The sequence below is a fragment of the Nigerium massiliense genome, assembly GCF_000826085.1.
Taxonomy (GTDB): Bacteria; Actinomycetota; Actinomycetes; order Propionibacteriales; family Propionibacteriaceae; genus Propioniciclava; species Propioniciclava massiliense.
Window position 1 is genome coordinate 410,136 of record NZ_CCYM01000002.1, and the last position, 15,675, is coordinate 425,810.

At 70.4% G+C, this 15,675-nt stretch carries 16 protein-coding genes; 9 read left to right on the plus strand and 7 right to left on the minus strand.

Features of this window, described 5'->3' with window-relative positions:
• Nucleotides 1-12: 12 nt before the first annotated feature.
• Nucleotides 13-1,392 carry a sodium/glutamate symporter gene (locus BN1187_RS03385; RefSeq protein WP_040158720.1) on the plus strand — a complete coding sequence of 460 codons (1,380 nt, stop codon included), beginning with the start codon at nucleotides 13-15 and terminating at the stop codon, nucleotides 1,390-1,392.
• Between the two features lie 84 nt (nucleotides 1,393-1,476).
• On the opposite strand, the gene BN1187_RS03390 is transcribed toward BN1187_RS03385, so the two are convergent.
• The 3 genes from BN1187_RS03390 to BN1187_RS03400 form a co-directional block, all read right to left on the minus strand.
• Nucleotides 1,477-2,034, minus strand: a complete 558-nt coding sequence (locus BN1187_RS03390; RefSeq protein WP_040158722.1) for an NADPH-dependent FMN reductase — start codon at nucleotides 2,032-2,034, stop codon at nucleotides 1,477-1,479.
• Nucleotides 2,035-2,123: 89 nt separating this feature from the next.
• A complete protein-coding gene (locus BN1187_RS03395) occupies nucleotides 2,124-3,140 on the minus strand; it encodes a bile acid:sodium symporter family protein (protein WP_040158724.1) in 1,017 nt (338 codons plus the stop codon).
• 135 nt (nucleotides 3,141-3,275) lie between these two features.
• Nucleotides 3,276-4,601, minus strand: coding sequence for a CitMHS family transporter (locus BN1187_RS03400; RefSeq protein ID WP_040158727.1), 1,326 nt, complete (start codon nucleotides 4,599-4,601; stop codon nucleotides 3,276-3,278).
• A gap of 236 nt (nucleotides 4,602-4,837) precedes the next feature.
• On the opposite strand from BN1187_RS03400, the gene BN1187_RS03405 reads away from it, so the two are divergent.
• On the plus strand, nucleotides 4,838-5,452 hold the full coding sequence (locus BN1187_RS03405) for a dihydrofolate reductase family protein (RefSeq protein ID WP_052462238.1): 615 nt from the start codon (nucleotides 4,838-4,840) through the stop codon (nucleotides 5,450-5,452).
• Nucleotides 5,453-5,463: 11 nt separating this feature from the next.
• On the opposite strand, the gene BN1187_RS03410 is transcribed toward BN1187_RS03405, so the two are convergent.
• Nucleotides 5,464-5,964 carry a sensor domain-containing protein gene (locus BN1187_RS03410; RefSeq protein ID WP_040158730.1) on the minus strand — a complete coding sequence of 167 codons (501 nt, stop codon included), beginning with the start codon at nucleotides 5,962-5,964 and terminating at the stop codon, nucleotides 5,464-5,466.
• Here BN1187_RS03410 and BN1187_RS03415 point away from each other — a divergent pair.
• The 4 genes from BN1187_RS03415 to BN1187_RS03430 all read left to right on the plus strand — a co-directional run bounded on the left by BN1187_RS03415 (nucleotide 5,963) and on the right by BN1187_RS03430 (nucleotide 9,918).
• Complete coding sequence (locus tag BN1187_RS03415) at nucleotides 5,963-6,478, plus strand: hypothetical protein (RefSeq protein ID WP_052462239.1); 516 nt, start codon at nucleotides 5,963-5,965, stop codon at nucleotides 6,476-6,478. The genes BN1187_RS03410 and BN1187_RS03415 overlap by 2 nt on opposite strands.
• Nucleotides 6,475-7,443 (plus strand): L-lactate dehydrogenase, encoded by a 969-nt coding sequence (locus BN1187_RS03420; protein ID WP_040158733.1) that lies wholly within the window; start codon nucleotides 6,475-6,477, stop codon nucleotides 7,441-7,443. Before BN1187_RS03415 ends, BN1187_RS03420 begins: the two co-directional genes overlap by 4 nt.
• A 113-nt stretch (nucleotides 7,444-7,556) precedes the next feature.
• Nucleotides 7,557-9,080, plus strand: coding sequence for a sodium/proline symporter PutP (gene putP, locus BN1187_RS03425; protein ID WP_040158735.1), 1,524 nt, complete (start codon nucleotides 7,557-7,559; stop codon nucleotides 9,078-9,080).
• 67 nt (nucleotides 9,081-9,147) lie between these two features.
• Complete coding sequence (locus tag BN1187_RS03430) at nucleotides 9,148-9,918, plus strand: NAD-dependent epimerase/dehydratase family protein (protein WP_040158737.1); 771 nt, start codon at nucleotides 9,148-9,150, stop codon at nucleotides 9,916-9,918.
• A gap of 20 nt (nucleotides 9,919-9,938) precedes the next feature.
• Here BN1187_RS03430 and BN1187_RS03435 read toward each other — a convergent pair whose 3' ends face one another.
• On the minus strand, nucleotides 9,939-10,448 hold the full coding sequence (locus BN1187_RS03435) for an NUDIX hydrolase (RefSeq protein ID WP_040158740.1): 510 nt from the start codon (nucleotides 10,446-10,448) through the stop codon (nucleotides 9,939-9,941).
• Between the two features lie 146 nt (nucleotides 10,449-10,594).
• Here BN1187_RS03435 and BN1187_RS03440 point away from each other — a divergent pair, with 146 nt between their 5' ends.
• Complete coding sequence (locus BN1187_RS03440) at nucleotides 10,595-11,302, plus strand: SDR family oxidoreductase (protein ID WP_040158743.1); 708 nt, start codon at nucleotides 10,595-10,597, stop codon at nucleotides 11,300-11,302.
• 68 nt (nucleotides 11,303-11,370) lie between these two features.
• Here BN1187_RS03440 and BN1187_RS14020 read toward each other — a convergent pair whose 3' ends face one another.
• The gene (locus BN1187_RS14020; RefSeq protein ID WP_097677317.1) at nucleotides 11,371-12,360 is read right to left on the minus strand and encodes an FHA domain-containing protein; all 990 of its coding nucleotides are present in this window, start codon (nucleotides 12,358-12,360) and stop codon (nucleotides 11,371-11,373) included.
• Nucleotides 12,361-12,583: 223 nt separating this feature from the next.
• Here BN1187_RS14020 and BN1187_RS03450 point away from each other — a divergent pair, with 223 nt between their 5' ends.
• Nucleotides 12,584-13,504, plus strand: a complete 921-nt coding sequence (locus tag BN1187_RS03450) for an ATP-grasp domain-containing protein (protein ID WP_040158746.1) — start codon at nucleotides 12,584-12,586, stop codon at nucleotides 13,502-13,504.
• Between the two features lie 48 nt (nucleotides 13,505-13,552).
• Here the strand turns inward: BN1187_RS03450 and BN1187_RS03455 are convergent, their stop codons facing one another.
• Complete coding sequence (locus BN1187_RS03455) at nucleotides 13,553-14,236, minus strand: helix-turn-helix transcriptional regulator (protein WP_040158749.1); 684 nt, start codon at nucleotides 14,234-14,236, stop codon at nucleotides 13,553-13,555.
• A 163-nt stretch (nucleotides 14,237-14,399) separates the two neighbouring features.
• Between BN1187_RS03455 and BN1187_RS03460 the strand changes: the two genes are divergently transcribed.
• Nucleotides 14,400-15,317, plus strand: coding sequence for a universal stress protein (locus BN1187_RS03460; protein ID WP_052462241.1), 918 nt, complete (start codon nucleotides 14,400-14,402; stop codon nucleotides 15,315-15,317).
• The last annotated feature ends 358 nt before the right edge of the window (nucleotides 15,318-15,675 follow it).

Consider the following 15,675-nt stretch of genomic DNA (forward strand, 5'->3'; position numbering starts at 1 on the left):
AAAGGAGACCAGATGAACGCCGCGCTCTTCCGCGAGACCCTCGTCGGCGATGTCGGCCTCATCGGGCTCCTGCTGCTGGTGGGCGTGCTGCTGCGCGCCACGCTCCGCCCCCTGCAATGGCTGATGCTGCCGGCCCCGGTGATCGCCGGCCTGCTGGGCTTCCTGCTCGGACCGAACGTGCTGGGCGCCGCGGCGTCCGCGAACCATTGGATGATCGGCTCCTGGCAGGTCTCGGGGCTGCCGTTCTCGCCGTACGTGGGCTCGTACACGACGATCCTGATCGCCGTCGTCTTCTCCTGCATGGCGCTGTCGCAGGAGTTCGGGATCTCGAAGATGACGCGGTCCCTGGGCGGCTTCGCCGGCTACGGCGTCCTCATGTCGGCCGGGCAGGTGCTGGTCGGCATGCTGCTCGCCCTGTTCGTCCTGGGCCCGGTGTTCTCCGAGCCCGCCTCGATGGGGCTGATCCTGTTCGCTTCCTGGTCGGGCGGCTTCGGGACGTCCGCGGCCATGGGTGACGTCTTCGCCGCGAACGGCCAGCCCGAGGTGACGTCGGTGGCGTTCACGTCGGCCACGGTCGGCATGCTCTCGGGCATCGTCGGCGGCGTCATCCTCGCCCGCATCGGCGCCTCCCGCGGCCAGGTGGCCGCCTTCGACACCAGCGAGGCGCTCCCCCGCTCCCTGCGCACCGGAGTGCTGGACGACGAGGAGCGGCGTCCGTTCGGGCACCACACGATGTCCGGCAGCTCGATCGAGACCCTGTCGCTGCACGTGGCGCTGGTGGGGACGATCGTCGGGCTCGGCTACGTCATCCAGTCCACGTCGGCCGATTGGCTGAACGCGTTCGCGCTGCCGCTGTTCACGACGGCGTTCCTCGTCGGGATCCTGGTGCGCTGGATCTTCAAGCGCACCCGCGCCATCCGGGTCGTCGACGAGCAGACCACCAAGGCGATCTCGGGCGCGGCCTCGGACGTGCTGATCGTCTGCGGCATGGTGTCGATCGAGCCGTCCTTCGTGTCGGCACACCTGGCGTCGCTGGTGCTGATCTTCGTCCTGGGCCTCGCCTTCTGCCTCTTCCTAGGCCTCGTCGTCGCGCCGCGGTTCCTGCAGGATCACTGGTTCGAGAAGCAGCTCTTCACCTGGGGCTGGGCCACCGGCTCGGTGGCCACCGGCATCGCGCTGCTGCGCATCGTCGACCCCGAACTCGAGTCGGGCACGGTCGAGGACTTCGGGTACGCCTACATCCCGCTCATCCCCATCGAGGGCGCCGCGGTCGCGATCGCGCCGCTGCTGGTGGTCGCCGGGGCATCCTGGAGCGTGGCGCTGATCTGGGGCGTCATCGCGCTGGCCGGGTTCGCGGTGCTGGCGCGCTCGCGCCGACCCGCCCGCGCCTGAACGACGACGGGCCCCGCCCCGGGGACGGACGCGGCGGCGTCCGGCGGCCCAGGAAGCGAGGCCCGTTCAGGATCGGTGTCAGGGTCAGCCCTGCGCGACCCCGCTCTTCTCGACGGCGTCCAGCAGCTGGTCGAGCAGGGTGTTCAGCTGGCCGGCGCGGTGATCGGCGGGGGCGAACCCGCTCTCGCCGAACTCGTTGAACAAGGACAGCGACACCTGGGCGCGCACGTCGATCATGCTCAGGTTGGCCAGGCTGCCGCGCCAATGCTCGACGGCGCGCACGCCGCCGTCCACGCCATAGGAGACGAAGCCCACGGCCTTGCCCATCCACTCCACGCCGAGGTTGTCGACGGCGTTCTTGAAGGGGCCGGGCACGGAGTGGTTGTACTCCGGGGTCACGAAGATGAAGCCGTCGTACTGGCCGATCTCCTTGGCCCACGCGGCGACCGCGGGGTCGGGGTACTGGCCCTGCAGGGCGGCCGGCGGGGTGTCCACGGTCAGCAGCGGAACGTTGAACTCAGCGAGGTCCACCAGGGAGAACTCCGCGCCGCCGTGCTCGTCGGCGACCTTCTTCACCCAGTCGCCGACGCCGCGGCCGACGCGGCCCTTGCGGATGGATCCAACGATGATGCCGATCTTCATACTGCTCCTTCAAAGAACTGTGGGCGTCGCGCGGGGGACGGGCGACGCGTGCCTTCGGGTAGTTGAACGATCAGCGATCCCCCCCCCCGCTATTCCCCGTCGCGCATCCTTTCTGCCGTGGTTTCGGAGCGGTGCCGGTCGCCAGAGCGCCGGAAGTACATCGCGAGCAACGCGCCCGAGAGGTTGTGCCAGATCGAGAACACCGCCGCCGGCAGCGCCGCCGCGGGGTTGAAGTACTTCGCGGCGAGCCCCGCCGCGAGGCCCGAGTTCTGCATGCCGACCTCGATGGCGATCGTGCGGCAGGCGCGCTCGCTGCGTCCGGTGAGGCGTCCGGCGAGATAGCCGAGCAGGTACCCCAGGCCGTTGTGCAGGACCACGGCCACGAACACGATGAGCCCGGCGGACACGACGCGGGTGGCCGACCCGGCGACGACCGCCGTGACCACCCCCGAGATGGCGAGCACGGAGATCCAGGGCATCGCGGGGAGGAGCGGATCGACGAGTTTGGGCAGCAGGAGGCGCACCAGCAGGCCGCCGAGCACAGGAACGAGCACGATCTGGACGATGCTCAGCGCCATGCCCGGGCCGTCCACCGGCATGTACGCCCCGGCGAGCCACAGGGTGAGCAGCGGGGTCATCAGCGGGGCGAGCAGCGTCGAGACGGAGGTCATGGTCACCGAGAGTGCCGTGTCGGCCTTCGCGAGGTAGGACACGACGTTGGACGACGTGCCGCCCGGGGCGCAGCCGACGAGGATCACGCCGGCCGCCAGGTCGGGCGGCAACTGCAGGACGCGTGCCACCGTCCAACCGACCAGAGGCATGATCAGGTACTGGGCGGCGACACCGATGAGGATCGGCAGCGGCCGCGTCACCACGAGCTTGAAGTCGGGCAGCGTCAGCGTCAGCCCCATGCCGAACATGATGACGATCAGCAGGGTGTTCACGTGCGGGCCGAGCCCCACCATGACCGGGGAGAACACGAACCCGATCACGGCCGCCGCCAGCACCAGCAGCGGGAACACGGTCACCGCCACCCGGGCGCTGCGGTCTTCCTTGGACGCCCCGGGCGTCGCGGTCCGGGTCTCACGCATGGTCGCCTCGCTCATCCCCCCATCCTCCGCGATCTCCACGATGTGAGATCATGGGACCATAGGTCGAGACAGGGGCGGGAGACCGCCCGTCAACTCACCGGGCGACCGTGCGCCCCGGACGGCTCCGGGACGCACGCAGCGCGGGGGCGCTCAGAGGCGGACGCCGCCGAACGTGGCGATCGAGATCAGGAAGATCACGAACGTGCCGATCGCCCACTTCGCCGACTTGCGCTGCCAGGTGCCCATGTCGACTCCGGTCAGGTGCAGCAGCAGGTAGATGAAGCCGACCAGCGGGCTGAGCAGGTGGAAGGCCTGGCCCGTCGTGGACGCCACCCCGATCTCCATGGGCGTGAACCCGTACTGGGTGCCCGTCTGCGCCAGGATCGGCAGCACACCCAGGTAGAAGGCGTCGTTGCTGAGGGCGAACGTGCCGGGCACGGACGCCAGCGCGGTCACCAGCGCCCAGTGGTTGCCCCAGGACGCCGGGACGGCGCTGCCGAGCCACTGTCCCATCGCCTCGGACATGCCCGACTCGTTCAGGATGCCCATGAAGATGCCGGCGGCCAGCACCATCGTGATCACGTGCATGACGTTCGCGCCGTGCTCTTCGATGATCTCGCGCTGGTCGGAGAGCTTGCGGTAGTTGATCAGCAGCGCGATCGCGAACGCGACCTCGAAGATGATGGCCGACGGGATGTCGGGGATGATCCACATGCCGCCGAAGATCAGGTAGACCATCACGATCACCGTCAGAGCCAGGTTGATCCAGATCAGCTTCGGCCGCTTGAGCGCCTCCTGATCGTCCTTCGTGATGGCGCCGACGGCCCGGAAGCTGTTGATCTCCTCATCGCTCAGTTCGATGATGCCGAGGCGCTTGCGCTCGGAGAGCCCGCGGATGATCGAGACGACGATCACCCAGACGATGGCGATCAGCATGCCGGGCAGGATGCGGCGCAGCAGGTCGCCCTCGTCCACCTTCAGCGCCGCGATGATGCGGGCGGTCGGGCCGCCCCAGGGCAGCAGGTTCATGATCGAGTTCGCGAGGATGATGATGACCGCCAGATCCATCATCTTCATGTTCAGCCGCTTGTAGACCGGGATCATGGCCGAGCACACGATCATGGTGGTCGTGGAGCCGTCGCCGTCGACCGACACCGCGGACGCGAGGATAGCCGTGCCGACCAACACCTTCAGCGGGTCGCCCTTGACCACGCGCAGAATGAAGTGGATGAGTGGATCGAACAGGCCCGCCGTCAGCATCAGGCCGAAGAACAAGATGGCGAACATCAGCATGACGACGGTGGACGCGACGCCCTTGACCCCGGTCAGCGCGAAATCGCCGATGTCGTTGGCGAAGCCCGCGAACAGCGCGATCACGATCGGCGAGAGCACCAGCGCGGTGAACGGTGTCGTCCGCTTCGTCATGATCAGCACCATGAAGATGATGACGATCAGCAATCCCCACATGGCCAGCATGGTGAACCTCCCGTAGCCCGCCGGGCTCCTGTGCCCGGTCGCGAGAAGCGTAAACCAAGGAGGCGCTCTCCTTGTGATCTCGGCGTGATCTCGCACGTCGTCGCGTCCCGTGCGACCGCATGCGGCAAGGCAGCCCCCACGACGTGGAACGGCCCACGGGCCCGTCCGTGGCGCACGCGCGGCTATCGTGGTGGCGGCGAGCACGCGCCCAATCCCTCACCCCTCGCCGCCACGACATGCCACGACACCACCGCGCCTGGACGTCCCGGGCCTTCATCGCGACCAGCCTCGACGGCTTCATCGCGCGCCGCGACCACGACCTGCGCTGGCTCACCGATCCGCCGCGCCTGGAGGGGCACGCGCGCGGGCAGAGCTGTGCGGACGTCCCCGACTACGAGCAGCACATGGCCGGCGTGGACCACGTCGTGATGGGCCGCGGCACCTACGAGGTGGTCCGCCGCTTCGACGGCTGGCCCTACCCCGACCATCGGGTCATCGTGCTGAGCCACACCCTGCACACGGGGGACGACCGCATCACGGTCGCATCATCGACGCCGGAGGCGGTGCATCTGCTCAACGACCGCGACTCCCGCGGCGTCTACGTCGACGGCGGCGTCGTCGTGCAGGACTGGCTGCGCCGCGACCTGCTCGACGAGATCGTCCTCACCCGCGCCCCCGTGTTGCTGGGCGCGGGCATCCCGCTGTTCGGCGAGGCCACCCGGGACGTCCGGCTGCTGCACCAGGGCAGCGCCTGGAACGCCGAGGGCTACGTTACCTCGCGCTACCGCGTCGTCCACCCGGACGCCCCGCGGCGCCGCCGTCCGGCGCGCGCCCCCGACGCGTCGTCCTGAACCGGTCGCACTCACCCCAGCGAGTCGAGGATCTTCTTCACCTGGGCGACGGCCTCGGCCGACGGGGCGGACGGGGCGCTGTCGTACATGCCGGAGTTGGCGTAGACCGCGACGTTCGCGCCGCGGCGCACGATCAGCGAGCCCTGGCCCCACGTCATGCCGCCGGACGCCTTCGCCGGGTACTGGCTGGACGTGAACACTGACCGCTCCCACGCGGAGTTGCTCGGCGCCGTCCGCTTCGCGCTCAGGGTCAGCCCGCCGCGGGTCTTCACGCCCTGGCACCGCTCGGACTGCGTGATCGCCGAGCGCATGAACGCGCGCGCCTGGTCGACGGTCGCGAAGGTGATGGCGCCGTTGCCGACGTAGTGCTCTTCGCCGGCGTCGCGGCTGAAGCGGGAGGCGGTGCGGCCGGCGAGGGAGGCGGCGGGCGGCGCCACCTCGAAGCACGGCCGGATGTTCTGCAGGGTGTTGTCGGCCGGGTAGCCGCCCGGCAGCGCGAACCCCTTCGGCATGGTGCCGACCCGGCCCGCGTCGGCCGTCGCCTGCGGGTTCGGCGAGGCGCTCGGCGAACCCGACGGACTGGCCGACGGGGACGCCGACCTGCTCGGCGAGGCAGACACGGAGACCGACGGAGTGGCGCTCGCCGAGTCGGACGGCGACGGGGAGGCGCTCGCCGAGTCCGACGGCGTGGGGCTATCGGTCGGCGACGCCATCGGGGTGTCGGACGGGGAGGCGCTCACCGAGGGCGCAGGGGACGAGATCGTCGGCTCGGGCGTCGGCACGGAGCTCGGCGTCCAGGCGGGAGCGGTGGCGGTGGCGGAGCTGGAGCATCCGGCGGTCAGCATCAGCAGCGCGCTCGCAAGAGCAAGGGAGGTTCGCTTCATGATGCGACCCACTTTGACACCGATCGCGCCCAACGCCGGCAGCGACGCGGCCTTGGGCACGATCCGAATGCAGGGACGCGTGGTGGCAACGACGGGGCGCGGATGCGCCGCGCGGGGCCCGCGCCCTAGGCTGATCACATGACCGTCCACGTCCCGAAAGACACGAAGACCAAGCTCTCGATCATCGGCGCAGGCTCGGTGGGCTCGTCCCTGGCCTACGCCTCGCTGATCCGCGGCTCCGCCGATGAGATCGTCCTGTACGACATCAACGAGAAGAAGGTGAACGCGGAGGTCCACGACCTGGCGCACGGCACCCAGTACACCCCCACCGCGGCCGTCAACGGCGGTCCCGACATCGAGGTCGTCAAGGACAGCTCGATCGTCATCATCACCGCGGGCGCCCGGCAGAAGCCCGGCCAGACCCGCATGGACCTGGCGGCCATCAACGCCGACATCATGAAGTCGCTGATGCCGCAGCTCCTGGAGCAGGCCCCGAACGCCATCTACGTCCTGGTCACCAACCCGTGCGACGTTCTCACCTACGTCGCGCAGAAGGTCAGCGGCCTGCCGGCCAGCCAGGTGTTCTCCACCGGGACGATGCTCGACACCTCCCGGCTGCGTTGGGCCATCGGACGCCGCGCCGAGGTCGCCCAGGGCAACGTCCACGTCACGATCATGGGCGAGCACGGCGACACCGAGTTCCCCGTCTGGTCGAACGCGGAGATCGGCAACGTCCCGCTGCGTGACTGGACGGACGACCGCGGCAACCAGCTGTTCACCAAGAAGGTCATGGACGAGCTGGAGGACGAGGCCATCCGCGCCGCCTACAAGATCATCGAGGGCAAGGGCGCGACGAACTACGCGATCGGCATCGCCGGGGCGCGTCTGGTGGAGGCTCTGCTGCGGGCACAGCGGACGATCCTGCCGCTGTCGTCCGTGCTCGAGGATTACTACGGCATCACCGACGTCTCGCTGTCGGTGCCCTCGATCGTTTCCCGGAACGGCATCGAGCGCGTCCTCGAGACCCCGCTCAGCGCGTTCGAGCTCACCAAGCTGCGCCGCTCCGCCGAGGCGATCCGAGGCACCCTGCACGAACTGGGCTTCTGACGGGGCTCATCGGGCCTCAACCCGTCCTGGACGGTTCGCGTTCGTCTTCGCGCAGATGATCGCGGCGCGATCACGGCAGGCATTACTGTGCCGCCACGAGGAAATGAGGCCCAATGACCGCGTCACCGTGGACGATCGCCGCGATCGTCTTGTACTTCGCCGCCATGATCGCCATCGGCTTGTTCGCGTTCCGCCGCACCGAGGACCACGACGACTACATGCTCGGCGGCCGCTCCCTGAGCCCGTTCGTGGCCGCGCTGTCCGCGGGTGCCGCCGACATGTCCGGCTGGCTGCTGATGGGCCTGCCCGGCGCCCTGTACGTGGCCGGCCTGGTCGAGTCGTGGATCGCGATCGGCCTGACGGTGGGCGCCTGGCTCAACTGGAAGTTCGTCGCTCCCCGCCTGCGCGTCTACACCCAGGCCGTCGGCGCGATCACCGTCCCGACGTTCTTCGAGAACCGCACCCACGACCGGTCCCGGCTCCTGCGCATCGTGTCCGGCCTGGTCATCCTGGTGTTCTTCACGTTCTACGTGTCCTCGGGCATGGTCGCCGGCGGCGTGTTCTTCCAATCCTCGTTCGGCACCACCTACCAGGCCGGCATGCTGATCGTCGCCGGCGTCACCCTGCTCTACACGCTGTTCGGCGGCTTCCTCGGCGCCACCTACACCGACGTGGTGCAGGGCTGCATCATGGTGATCTCCCTGCTGATGGTGCCCGCGTTCGCGATCGCCGCCGTCGGCGGGTTCGGCCCGATGGTCGACTCGGTCACGCAGGTCAACGCGGAGTTCGCGTCCCTCACCCAGGGGGCGACGGTGATCGGCGTGGTCTCGTCCCTGGCCTGGGGCCTGGGCTACTTCGGCCAGCCCCACATCATCGTGCGGTTCATGGCGCTCCGGAACGCCGAGGAGGCCAAGCAGGGCCGCTGGATCGGCATCGGCTGGATGATCCTGTCCGTCGGCGGCGCCATCCTCACCGCGATGGCCGGCATCGCCTACTTCCACCAGCACCCCGAGCAGAAGCTGACCGACCCCGAGGCGGTCTTCCTCGACCTCAGCCAGATCCTGTTCCATCCGTTCTTCGCCGGCATCGTGCTGTCGGCCGTCCTCGCCGCCATCATGTCGACGATGTCGTCGCAGATGGTCGTGACGTCCTCGGCGCTCATCGAGGACCTGCTGCGCATCATCAGTCACCGCGAGTACAGCAAGAGCGGGCAGCTCTGGCTCGGCCGCGTCGGCGTCCTCATCATCGCCGTCGTCGCGACGGTGCTGGCCTGGGCGCGCAACGAGACGATCCTCGATCTGGTCGGTTTCGCGTGGGCCGGTTTCGGCGGCGCCTTCGGCCCGATCGTGCTGCTGTCGCTGTGGTGGCCGAAGCTGACGAACTGGGGAGCGATCACCGGCATGGTGGCCGGCGCCGTCACCGTCTTCGTCTGGGGACGCTTCGAGCCGGACGTCGCCCTCGGTTGGCTGCCCGAGCACCTGTACGAGATCGTCCCCGGCTTCCTCATCTGCCTGGTCCTGGCGGTCGTCGTCAGTCTGCTCACCAACAAGCACGACCCGGCCATCGAGCGCGAGTTCAACGAGTCGACCCGGCGGCTGCGCCGCTTCGAAGAGACCACCGCGGACCAGGCCGCCTGAGGCTGCCCGCCGATCACCGCCTGAACGGTCAGTGTGCCCACCGGGTGCGGTGCGGCATGATCGAAGCATGACAAATCGCCGCAAGATCCTTGTCACCGGAGGCACCGGCAACATCGGTGACCTGCTCCTGGACGGCCTCGACCAGTACGAGGTCGTCATCCAGGGCCGCACGCCGAAGAACGAAGCCCAGGCTGAGGCACTGCAGAAGGCCGACCTGACCGACTACGGCGAGATCGAGGCGCTGATGGACGGCGTCGACACCGTCGTCCACCTGGCCGGCTCGTCATCGCCCGAGTCGAGTTGGGACGACGTCCTCGAGTCGAACATCATCGGCTTCCGCAACACCCTCGAGGCGGCGCGCGCCCAGGGCGTCCGCCGGTTCGTGTTCGCCTCCTCGAACCACATCAACGGCATGTACGACCGGGACGAAGAGTGGCCCGTGTACCCGCACATGCTGCCGCGGCCCGACTCGCTCTACGGCGTCTCGAAGGCGTTCGGCGAGGCGATGGGGCGCTTCTACCACGACGAGTACGGCATTGACTTCATCGCGCTGCGCATCGGCTGGACGTCCGGGGATCCGGATCTGGCGGACGTCGACCTCCTCCGCGCGATGTGGCTGAGCGAGCGCGACACCGTCGAGGTGATCCGCTGCGCCATCGAGGCCGACGTGACGTGGGGGCTGTACTACGCGGTCTCCGACAACCCGAACCGACGCTGGGACATCACGAACACGATGCTTGAGCTGGGCTACCGCCCGAAGGACAGCTACACCGACTACTCCGACGTCCCCGAGAACACCGACGAGCCGACCCCGTCCGACTGGCCGAAGAACTCCTAGCCGGACGGGCGGCCCGGCGCTCAGCGCGCGGGGTCGCCCGTGGTCAGCCAGTCGCGCCCGAGCCGGGCCTCGGGGGCGTTCTCGATCGCCGCGCGGGCGCGCTCGGCGTGCACGGGCGGCATCGCGGGCAGGGCGTCCACCGGGAAGAAGCGGGCCTCGGTGGCTTCCCCGTCGACCGGGAAGGGGTCGCCGGAGACGTAGCGGCAGCGGAACGTGTGGTCGATGTACTGCGTCCGGTCGCCGTTGTCGTAGGTGACCGGCTCGGTGACGCTCATCCACACGAGCCGCTCGATCGCGCAGACGACGCCGGCCTCCTCGGCCACCTCTCGGACGGCCGCCTCGTGCGGCTCCTCGCCGGGGTCGACGATGCCGCAGACCGGGGACCACGCTCCGTCGTCGGCGCGCTTGACGAGCAGGATCTCGTCCCCCGCCACGCCGTCGCGGAACACCACCGCGGTACAGCCCGAGAGCCACAGCAGGTGGTGGCCCACGCGCTCGCGCAGGTGCAGGACGAACTCTGGAGTCGGCATGCCTTTAGCCTAGTGCCGAGGCGAAGGCGGTCCGGAGCCCACCGGCCGGGCCCGCCAACCACCGTCACCGGCCCGGCCGGCACGGGGGTTGACGCGGCCGTCGCCGCCCAGCCGAACCGTCCGTCCCCTCCACCACAGGAGCCATCATGACCACCCTGCGACCAGTCGCCCTCATCACCGGCGGCAGCCGCGGCATCGGCCGCGCCATCGCCCACGAACTGGCCTCGACCCACGATCTGCTGATCGGTGGCTCGTCGCCCGAATCGGTCGGCGGGGCGGTGGACGACCTGCGCGCTGCCGGGGCGTCCGCGGAGGCGTTCATCTGCGACCTCGCCGACGAGGACGACACCGCCCGCGCCGCGGGGCAGGTGCGCCGACTCGACGTGCTGATCCATTCGGCCGGCATCGGGACGTCCGGCGAGGTCGGCGAGACCGGCCGAGACCCCTGGCGCCGCATCTTCGAGCTGAACGTGATCGCCGTCGCCGACCTCACCCGGCTCCTGCTGCCGCTGCTGCGCGAGAGCGGACGGGGCCACGTGCTGACGATCAACTCGGGGTCGGGCTACAAGTCCGGCCCGGGCGGAGGCCTGTACTCGGGGTCGAAGTTCGCGCTGCGGGCGCTGACGGACGCCCTGCGCGAGGAGGAGCGCGGCACCGTCCGCGTTACCTCGGTTCACCCCGGCCGGGTCGACACCGACATGCAGGTGCAACTGCAGGCCGAGAAGGGACGCCCCTACGTCGCCGCCGAGCACCTTCGTCCGGCGTCCGTGGCCGCCGTGGTGCGGATGGCCGTCGACGCGACACCCGAGGCGAACGTCGACGAGGTGTCCATCCGGCCGGTCTTCGTGGAGTGAGCCCCGGGCGACCTGTGCTGACCGGAGGCGTCGCTCCGCGGCGAAGCCCCCGGCCGCAAAGGGCCTGGTCAGTGCAACGGGGCGCGGCGCAGGGTGATGCTGGTCCAGGAACCCACGAGGACGCTGTCGCCCTCGGCCAGCTTCGTCGGCCCGGAGATCGGCTCGTCCGGCATCGGCCCGCCGTCGCGGCGCACGTAGGTGCCGTTGGCCGAATCGAGGTCGGTCACCGTCCAGGACGCCCCGTCGAACACGAGCTCAGCGTGGCGGCGGCTGCAGCCGGTGTCCGCGCCGCAGTCGATGTCGGGGCGAATGTTGCGGCGCACGGACGTCCGCCCGACCGCCACGCGCGTCCCCGGCAGCGGCACGCTGCGCGGCTCCTGCCCCTCGGGCAGTTCGTCCGGGCTGTCCTGCGTGTTGTACCAGTCGGGGTCGACGCTCACCCCGGCCACCCAGCCACGGTCGTCGGCCTCGGCGTCCGCCGCCTCTCCCGAGCCGACCTCGGCCTCGGGTGCCTCCTTCGAGCCATCCAGGCGGGCGGTCGCTTCCTCGGCCCGGACCTCGCCGTCAGCGTCGCCGGCAGGGGCGTCCTCTTCGATCAGCGGCTGCGTCAGCGGCGACGGCGCGTCTGCAGGGACGATCTCGCCCGGATCGACCTGCGGGAACGGCTCCACGTCGGCCACCTCGCCCGCGGGCACCAACTCCTCCTCGCCAGGACGCGAGGCCTCCGGGCCGGGCGCGGACACCTCCGCGTCCGCGGGGCTGGACGGCCCCGGCTCGACGGGCGACGCCGCGGCGTCCAGCAGCGTGTCCTGCGGCCCGGTGACGGCGTCCTCGCCCTGCGGTTCAACGGGAGCGCCGTGGGCGACCTCGGACTCGGGCAGGGCGGCCTGGCGCTGCGCCTCCGCCTGAGCCTCGGGATCGGGCTCGCCGTCGATGACCGGCACCTCCCAGGTCTGCGGCACCTCATCGATCCCGCGAGTGTCGGGCGGTGTGGTGGCTGGGGTGGTCTCCTCGGGGGCGACGCCGTCCTCGCGCTCGTCCTGCGGATACGTCGGCATGGTGATCCTCTCTCGCGAAGCAGCGGTGACGAGGGCGGCGCGGGCCGTCGGCGCCCGCAGCATTCGCTCTCCTTCGCGACGCTACCCGACCTGACGCCGCCTCGCGAGGCAATGACCACGTCCGGAGTGCGCCCGCCCGGCCCGCCGCGAGGCGCATTCCCACCGCCTCGCGTGGCCGGGGCCGCGGTCGAGAATGTCCGGCGTCCATGCCACGATGGAAGACATGACAGCAGTGGTGGGCCTCGTGACCGCAGACCCCGAAGCGCTGGGCGACGCGCACGACGACGACCTCGACACGCTGGTCGCGGCGTTCAACGACGCCGGGATCCCGACGGACGCGCCTATCTGGAACGACCCCAACGACTGGGCGGGCTACCAGTTGCTCGTCCTGCGCTCGCCCTGGGACTACTCCCAACGCCCCGAGGACTTCCTCGACTGGGTCGACGAGGTCGAGCAGGCCACGACCATCCGCAACCACCCGACGATGGTCCGCTGGAACTACGACAAGCACTACATGGACGAGCTCGCCGCCCGGGGCGTCCCCTGCGTCCGCTCGACGTTCTGCGGCACCGGCGCCGAGGTGGCCCGCTCACTCGCCTCCCACGGCAAGCACAAGGTGGTCGTCAAGCCGTCCATCTCGGCGGGGACGACCGACACCGGCCTGTTCGTCGCCGACGACCCCCACGCGCTCGCGCTCGGCGAACTGATCCTCGGCGAGGGCAAGACCGTGGTCGTCCAGCCCGCGCTCGGCTCGGTGAACCAGCAGGGCGAGCGGTCGCTGGTCTACCTGGGCGGGCGGTTGTCCCACGCGATCACCCGTGGCGCGATCCTGGGCCTGGGCGGTGGCTACATCGAGGGCCGATTCAGCATGCCCGCCTCGCCGGCCGAGGCCACGCCCGACGAGGTGGCCGTCGGTGATCTCGTCATCGAGACGGTCCGCGCGGCCATGCGCGCCCGTCGCCTCGCCGAGGACGAGGCGACGCCGGTGTACGGGCGCATCGACCTGATCCGCGCCGACGACGGGCGTCCGCTGTTGGTCGACGCCGACCTGTTCGAGCCGAACGTCTATCTGACCCAGGACGCCGGCGCCGTCGACCGCTACGTGGCGGCCGTGCGCGCCATCCTCGACCGCGTGACGGTCTGACGTGTCGCCGGCCCGAGCGCCGGGTCGCGCGTCACGGAGCGGAGGAGATCAACTGAGCGCGGGGTCGCCGAGCGACAGCAGGCAGGCGCCGGGCTCCGCGAACGGTTCGAGGCGCACGCCGGCGTCCGCGCCGATCCGGTCGAGGATCCCCTGCACCAGCCCCCGATGGATGCCGCACATCACCTCGGGGTAGGTGCGCGCGATCTGCAGAAGGGGGCACGTGCGCAGCCGGACCTTCCCCGCGGCCGGCTCCGGACCGAAGCCCAGGCGATCGAGCGTTGCCACCACGACGGCCTGGGCGTCGACCTCACCGCCGGCGGCCGCGGTTGCGTCCGGGCCGGTCTTCTCCCGGCCCCACCGGTTCCCGATCTCGAAAGCGTGCTCCTCGGGCTCCCCGGTCGCGAGCAGATACTCGGCGACCACTTCGACGAGTTCACGGTAGTCGCCGACCGCGTCGGAGCCGGCCAGCGCCCGTACGCCGTCGGGCGTCGCCCGGTAGTGCAGCGGCGGACGCCCGGGCTCCCCGGTCTGCAGCGCCTCGGCGACGATCAGGTCGTCGGCCAGCAGCGACTCGAGGTGCTGGCGGGTGGTGTTCGGGTGCCCGCCGAGTTGCTCGGCCAGGGAGGTCAGCGTGCCGGGAGCGTCGGCGACCGCCTGCAGGACGCGACGGCGGGCCGGCGACAGCGGCGGCGTCACTGCCGGCATCTCGGGGCCCAGCGTCGGGATCGTCATGGCCGCATTTTACCTTTGCCCACCCCTGTCTGTAGTTTTTCCGGGCTTCCCTCGCCCGCCCCCCAGTCCCGCCCGCGCCGCGTCACCGGACCGGCCGGGAATAGGATGAGCAGACAGAGACGGCGCTCGTCTCCGGGCGCCGTCGCGGACTCGAGGAGGAGCCATGTCGAACAGCGCGCAGTCCATGAATCTCGCCGGCCGGATCGTGGTGGGCACCGACCTGTCCCCCCGGGCGGGGAAGGCGGTCGACTGGGCCGCCGCCCGCGCCGCGCGGCTCCGCCTGCCGCTCACCATCGTGCTGTCGATCCCGGAGGTGATCATCCCGGCGCGCACCAGCATCTACGACGCGACCGTGACCCCTGACTTCCTCGACCGGCTCACCCAACGTGGCAAGGAGAAGCTGCGCACCGTCAACGACCACGTCCGCGAGGGCCACCCCGACCTGGACGCCCAGACGCTCCTCGTCCACGGGGAGCCGGACGGCGTCCTCATCGAGGCGTCCCCGACGGCCGCGCTCGTGGTCGTCGGGAGCCGCGGCCGCTCGGCACCGGTCAGCATGCCGGTGCTCGGCGGGACGTCCGACGGCGTCGTCACTCACGCCCGGGGACCGGTCGTCGTCGTCCCCGATCACGACGTGACGGACCCGAACGGCCCGGTCGTCGTCGGCGTCGACGACGCTCCGGAGTCGCTGGAGGCCATCAAGGTCGCGGTCGACGAGGCCGTCGCGCGCGGCGTCGCATTGCGGGCGGTGCACGGCTGGGAGCAGATCCCCTGGGCCGCCGACGTGGCGCTGGGCTGGTCGGTCGACAACGCGGCGCTCGGCGCCTCGCTGCGCACGATGGTGGACGACCTCGTCGCCCCCTACGTCGCCGACCACCCCGGCCTCGACGTGACGACCTCTGTCGAGCCCGGCCGCCCTTCTGAGGTACTCGTGGACGCGACGCGCGACGCGTCGATGCTGGTCGTGGGTTCCCGCGGCCGGGGCGGCTTCGCCGGCCTGATGCTCGGCTCGACCAGCCGGGAGGTGCTGCGGGGGACCCGCTGCCCCGTCCTGGTGGTGCGACGTCCGAAGCAGCGCTGAGACCTGGCGTTCGCGGTTCGCCCGGTCACCGGCGCGGCCGGACGAACCGCGAACAGCGTCGGCACAAGGAAAGGGCGGCTCCACCGAAACCCCCGTAACGGTGAAGCCGCCCTTTGCACTCTTTCGTCCTGGTCAGCCTCTCGGCTGGCCCACCCGATCGTCGCAACGCGACCTCTCGGGCCATTGACCATCGAGACCCTCTCGCGAGCCCCAATTGCCATCCCTTGGGGTGATCCGGACATCCCCGCCCCGTGTGTTGCCCTTTCCCCCGAAGAGGCCCAAATCGGCGGTCTCCCTCACCACCGATCGATCACCCCGAGCAAGTGGTCGGCTCGCTCATGCCCGTGAGTATGCACCC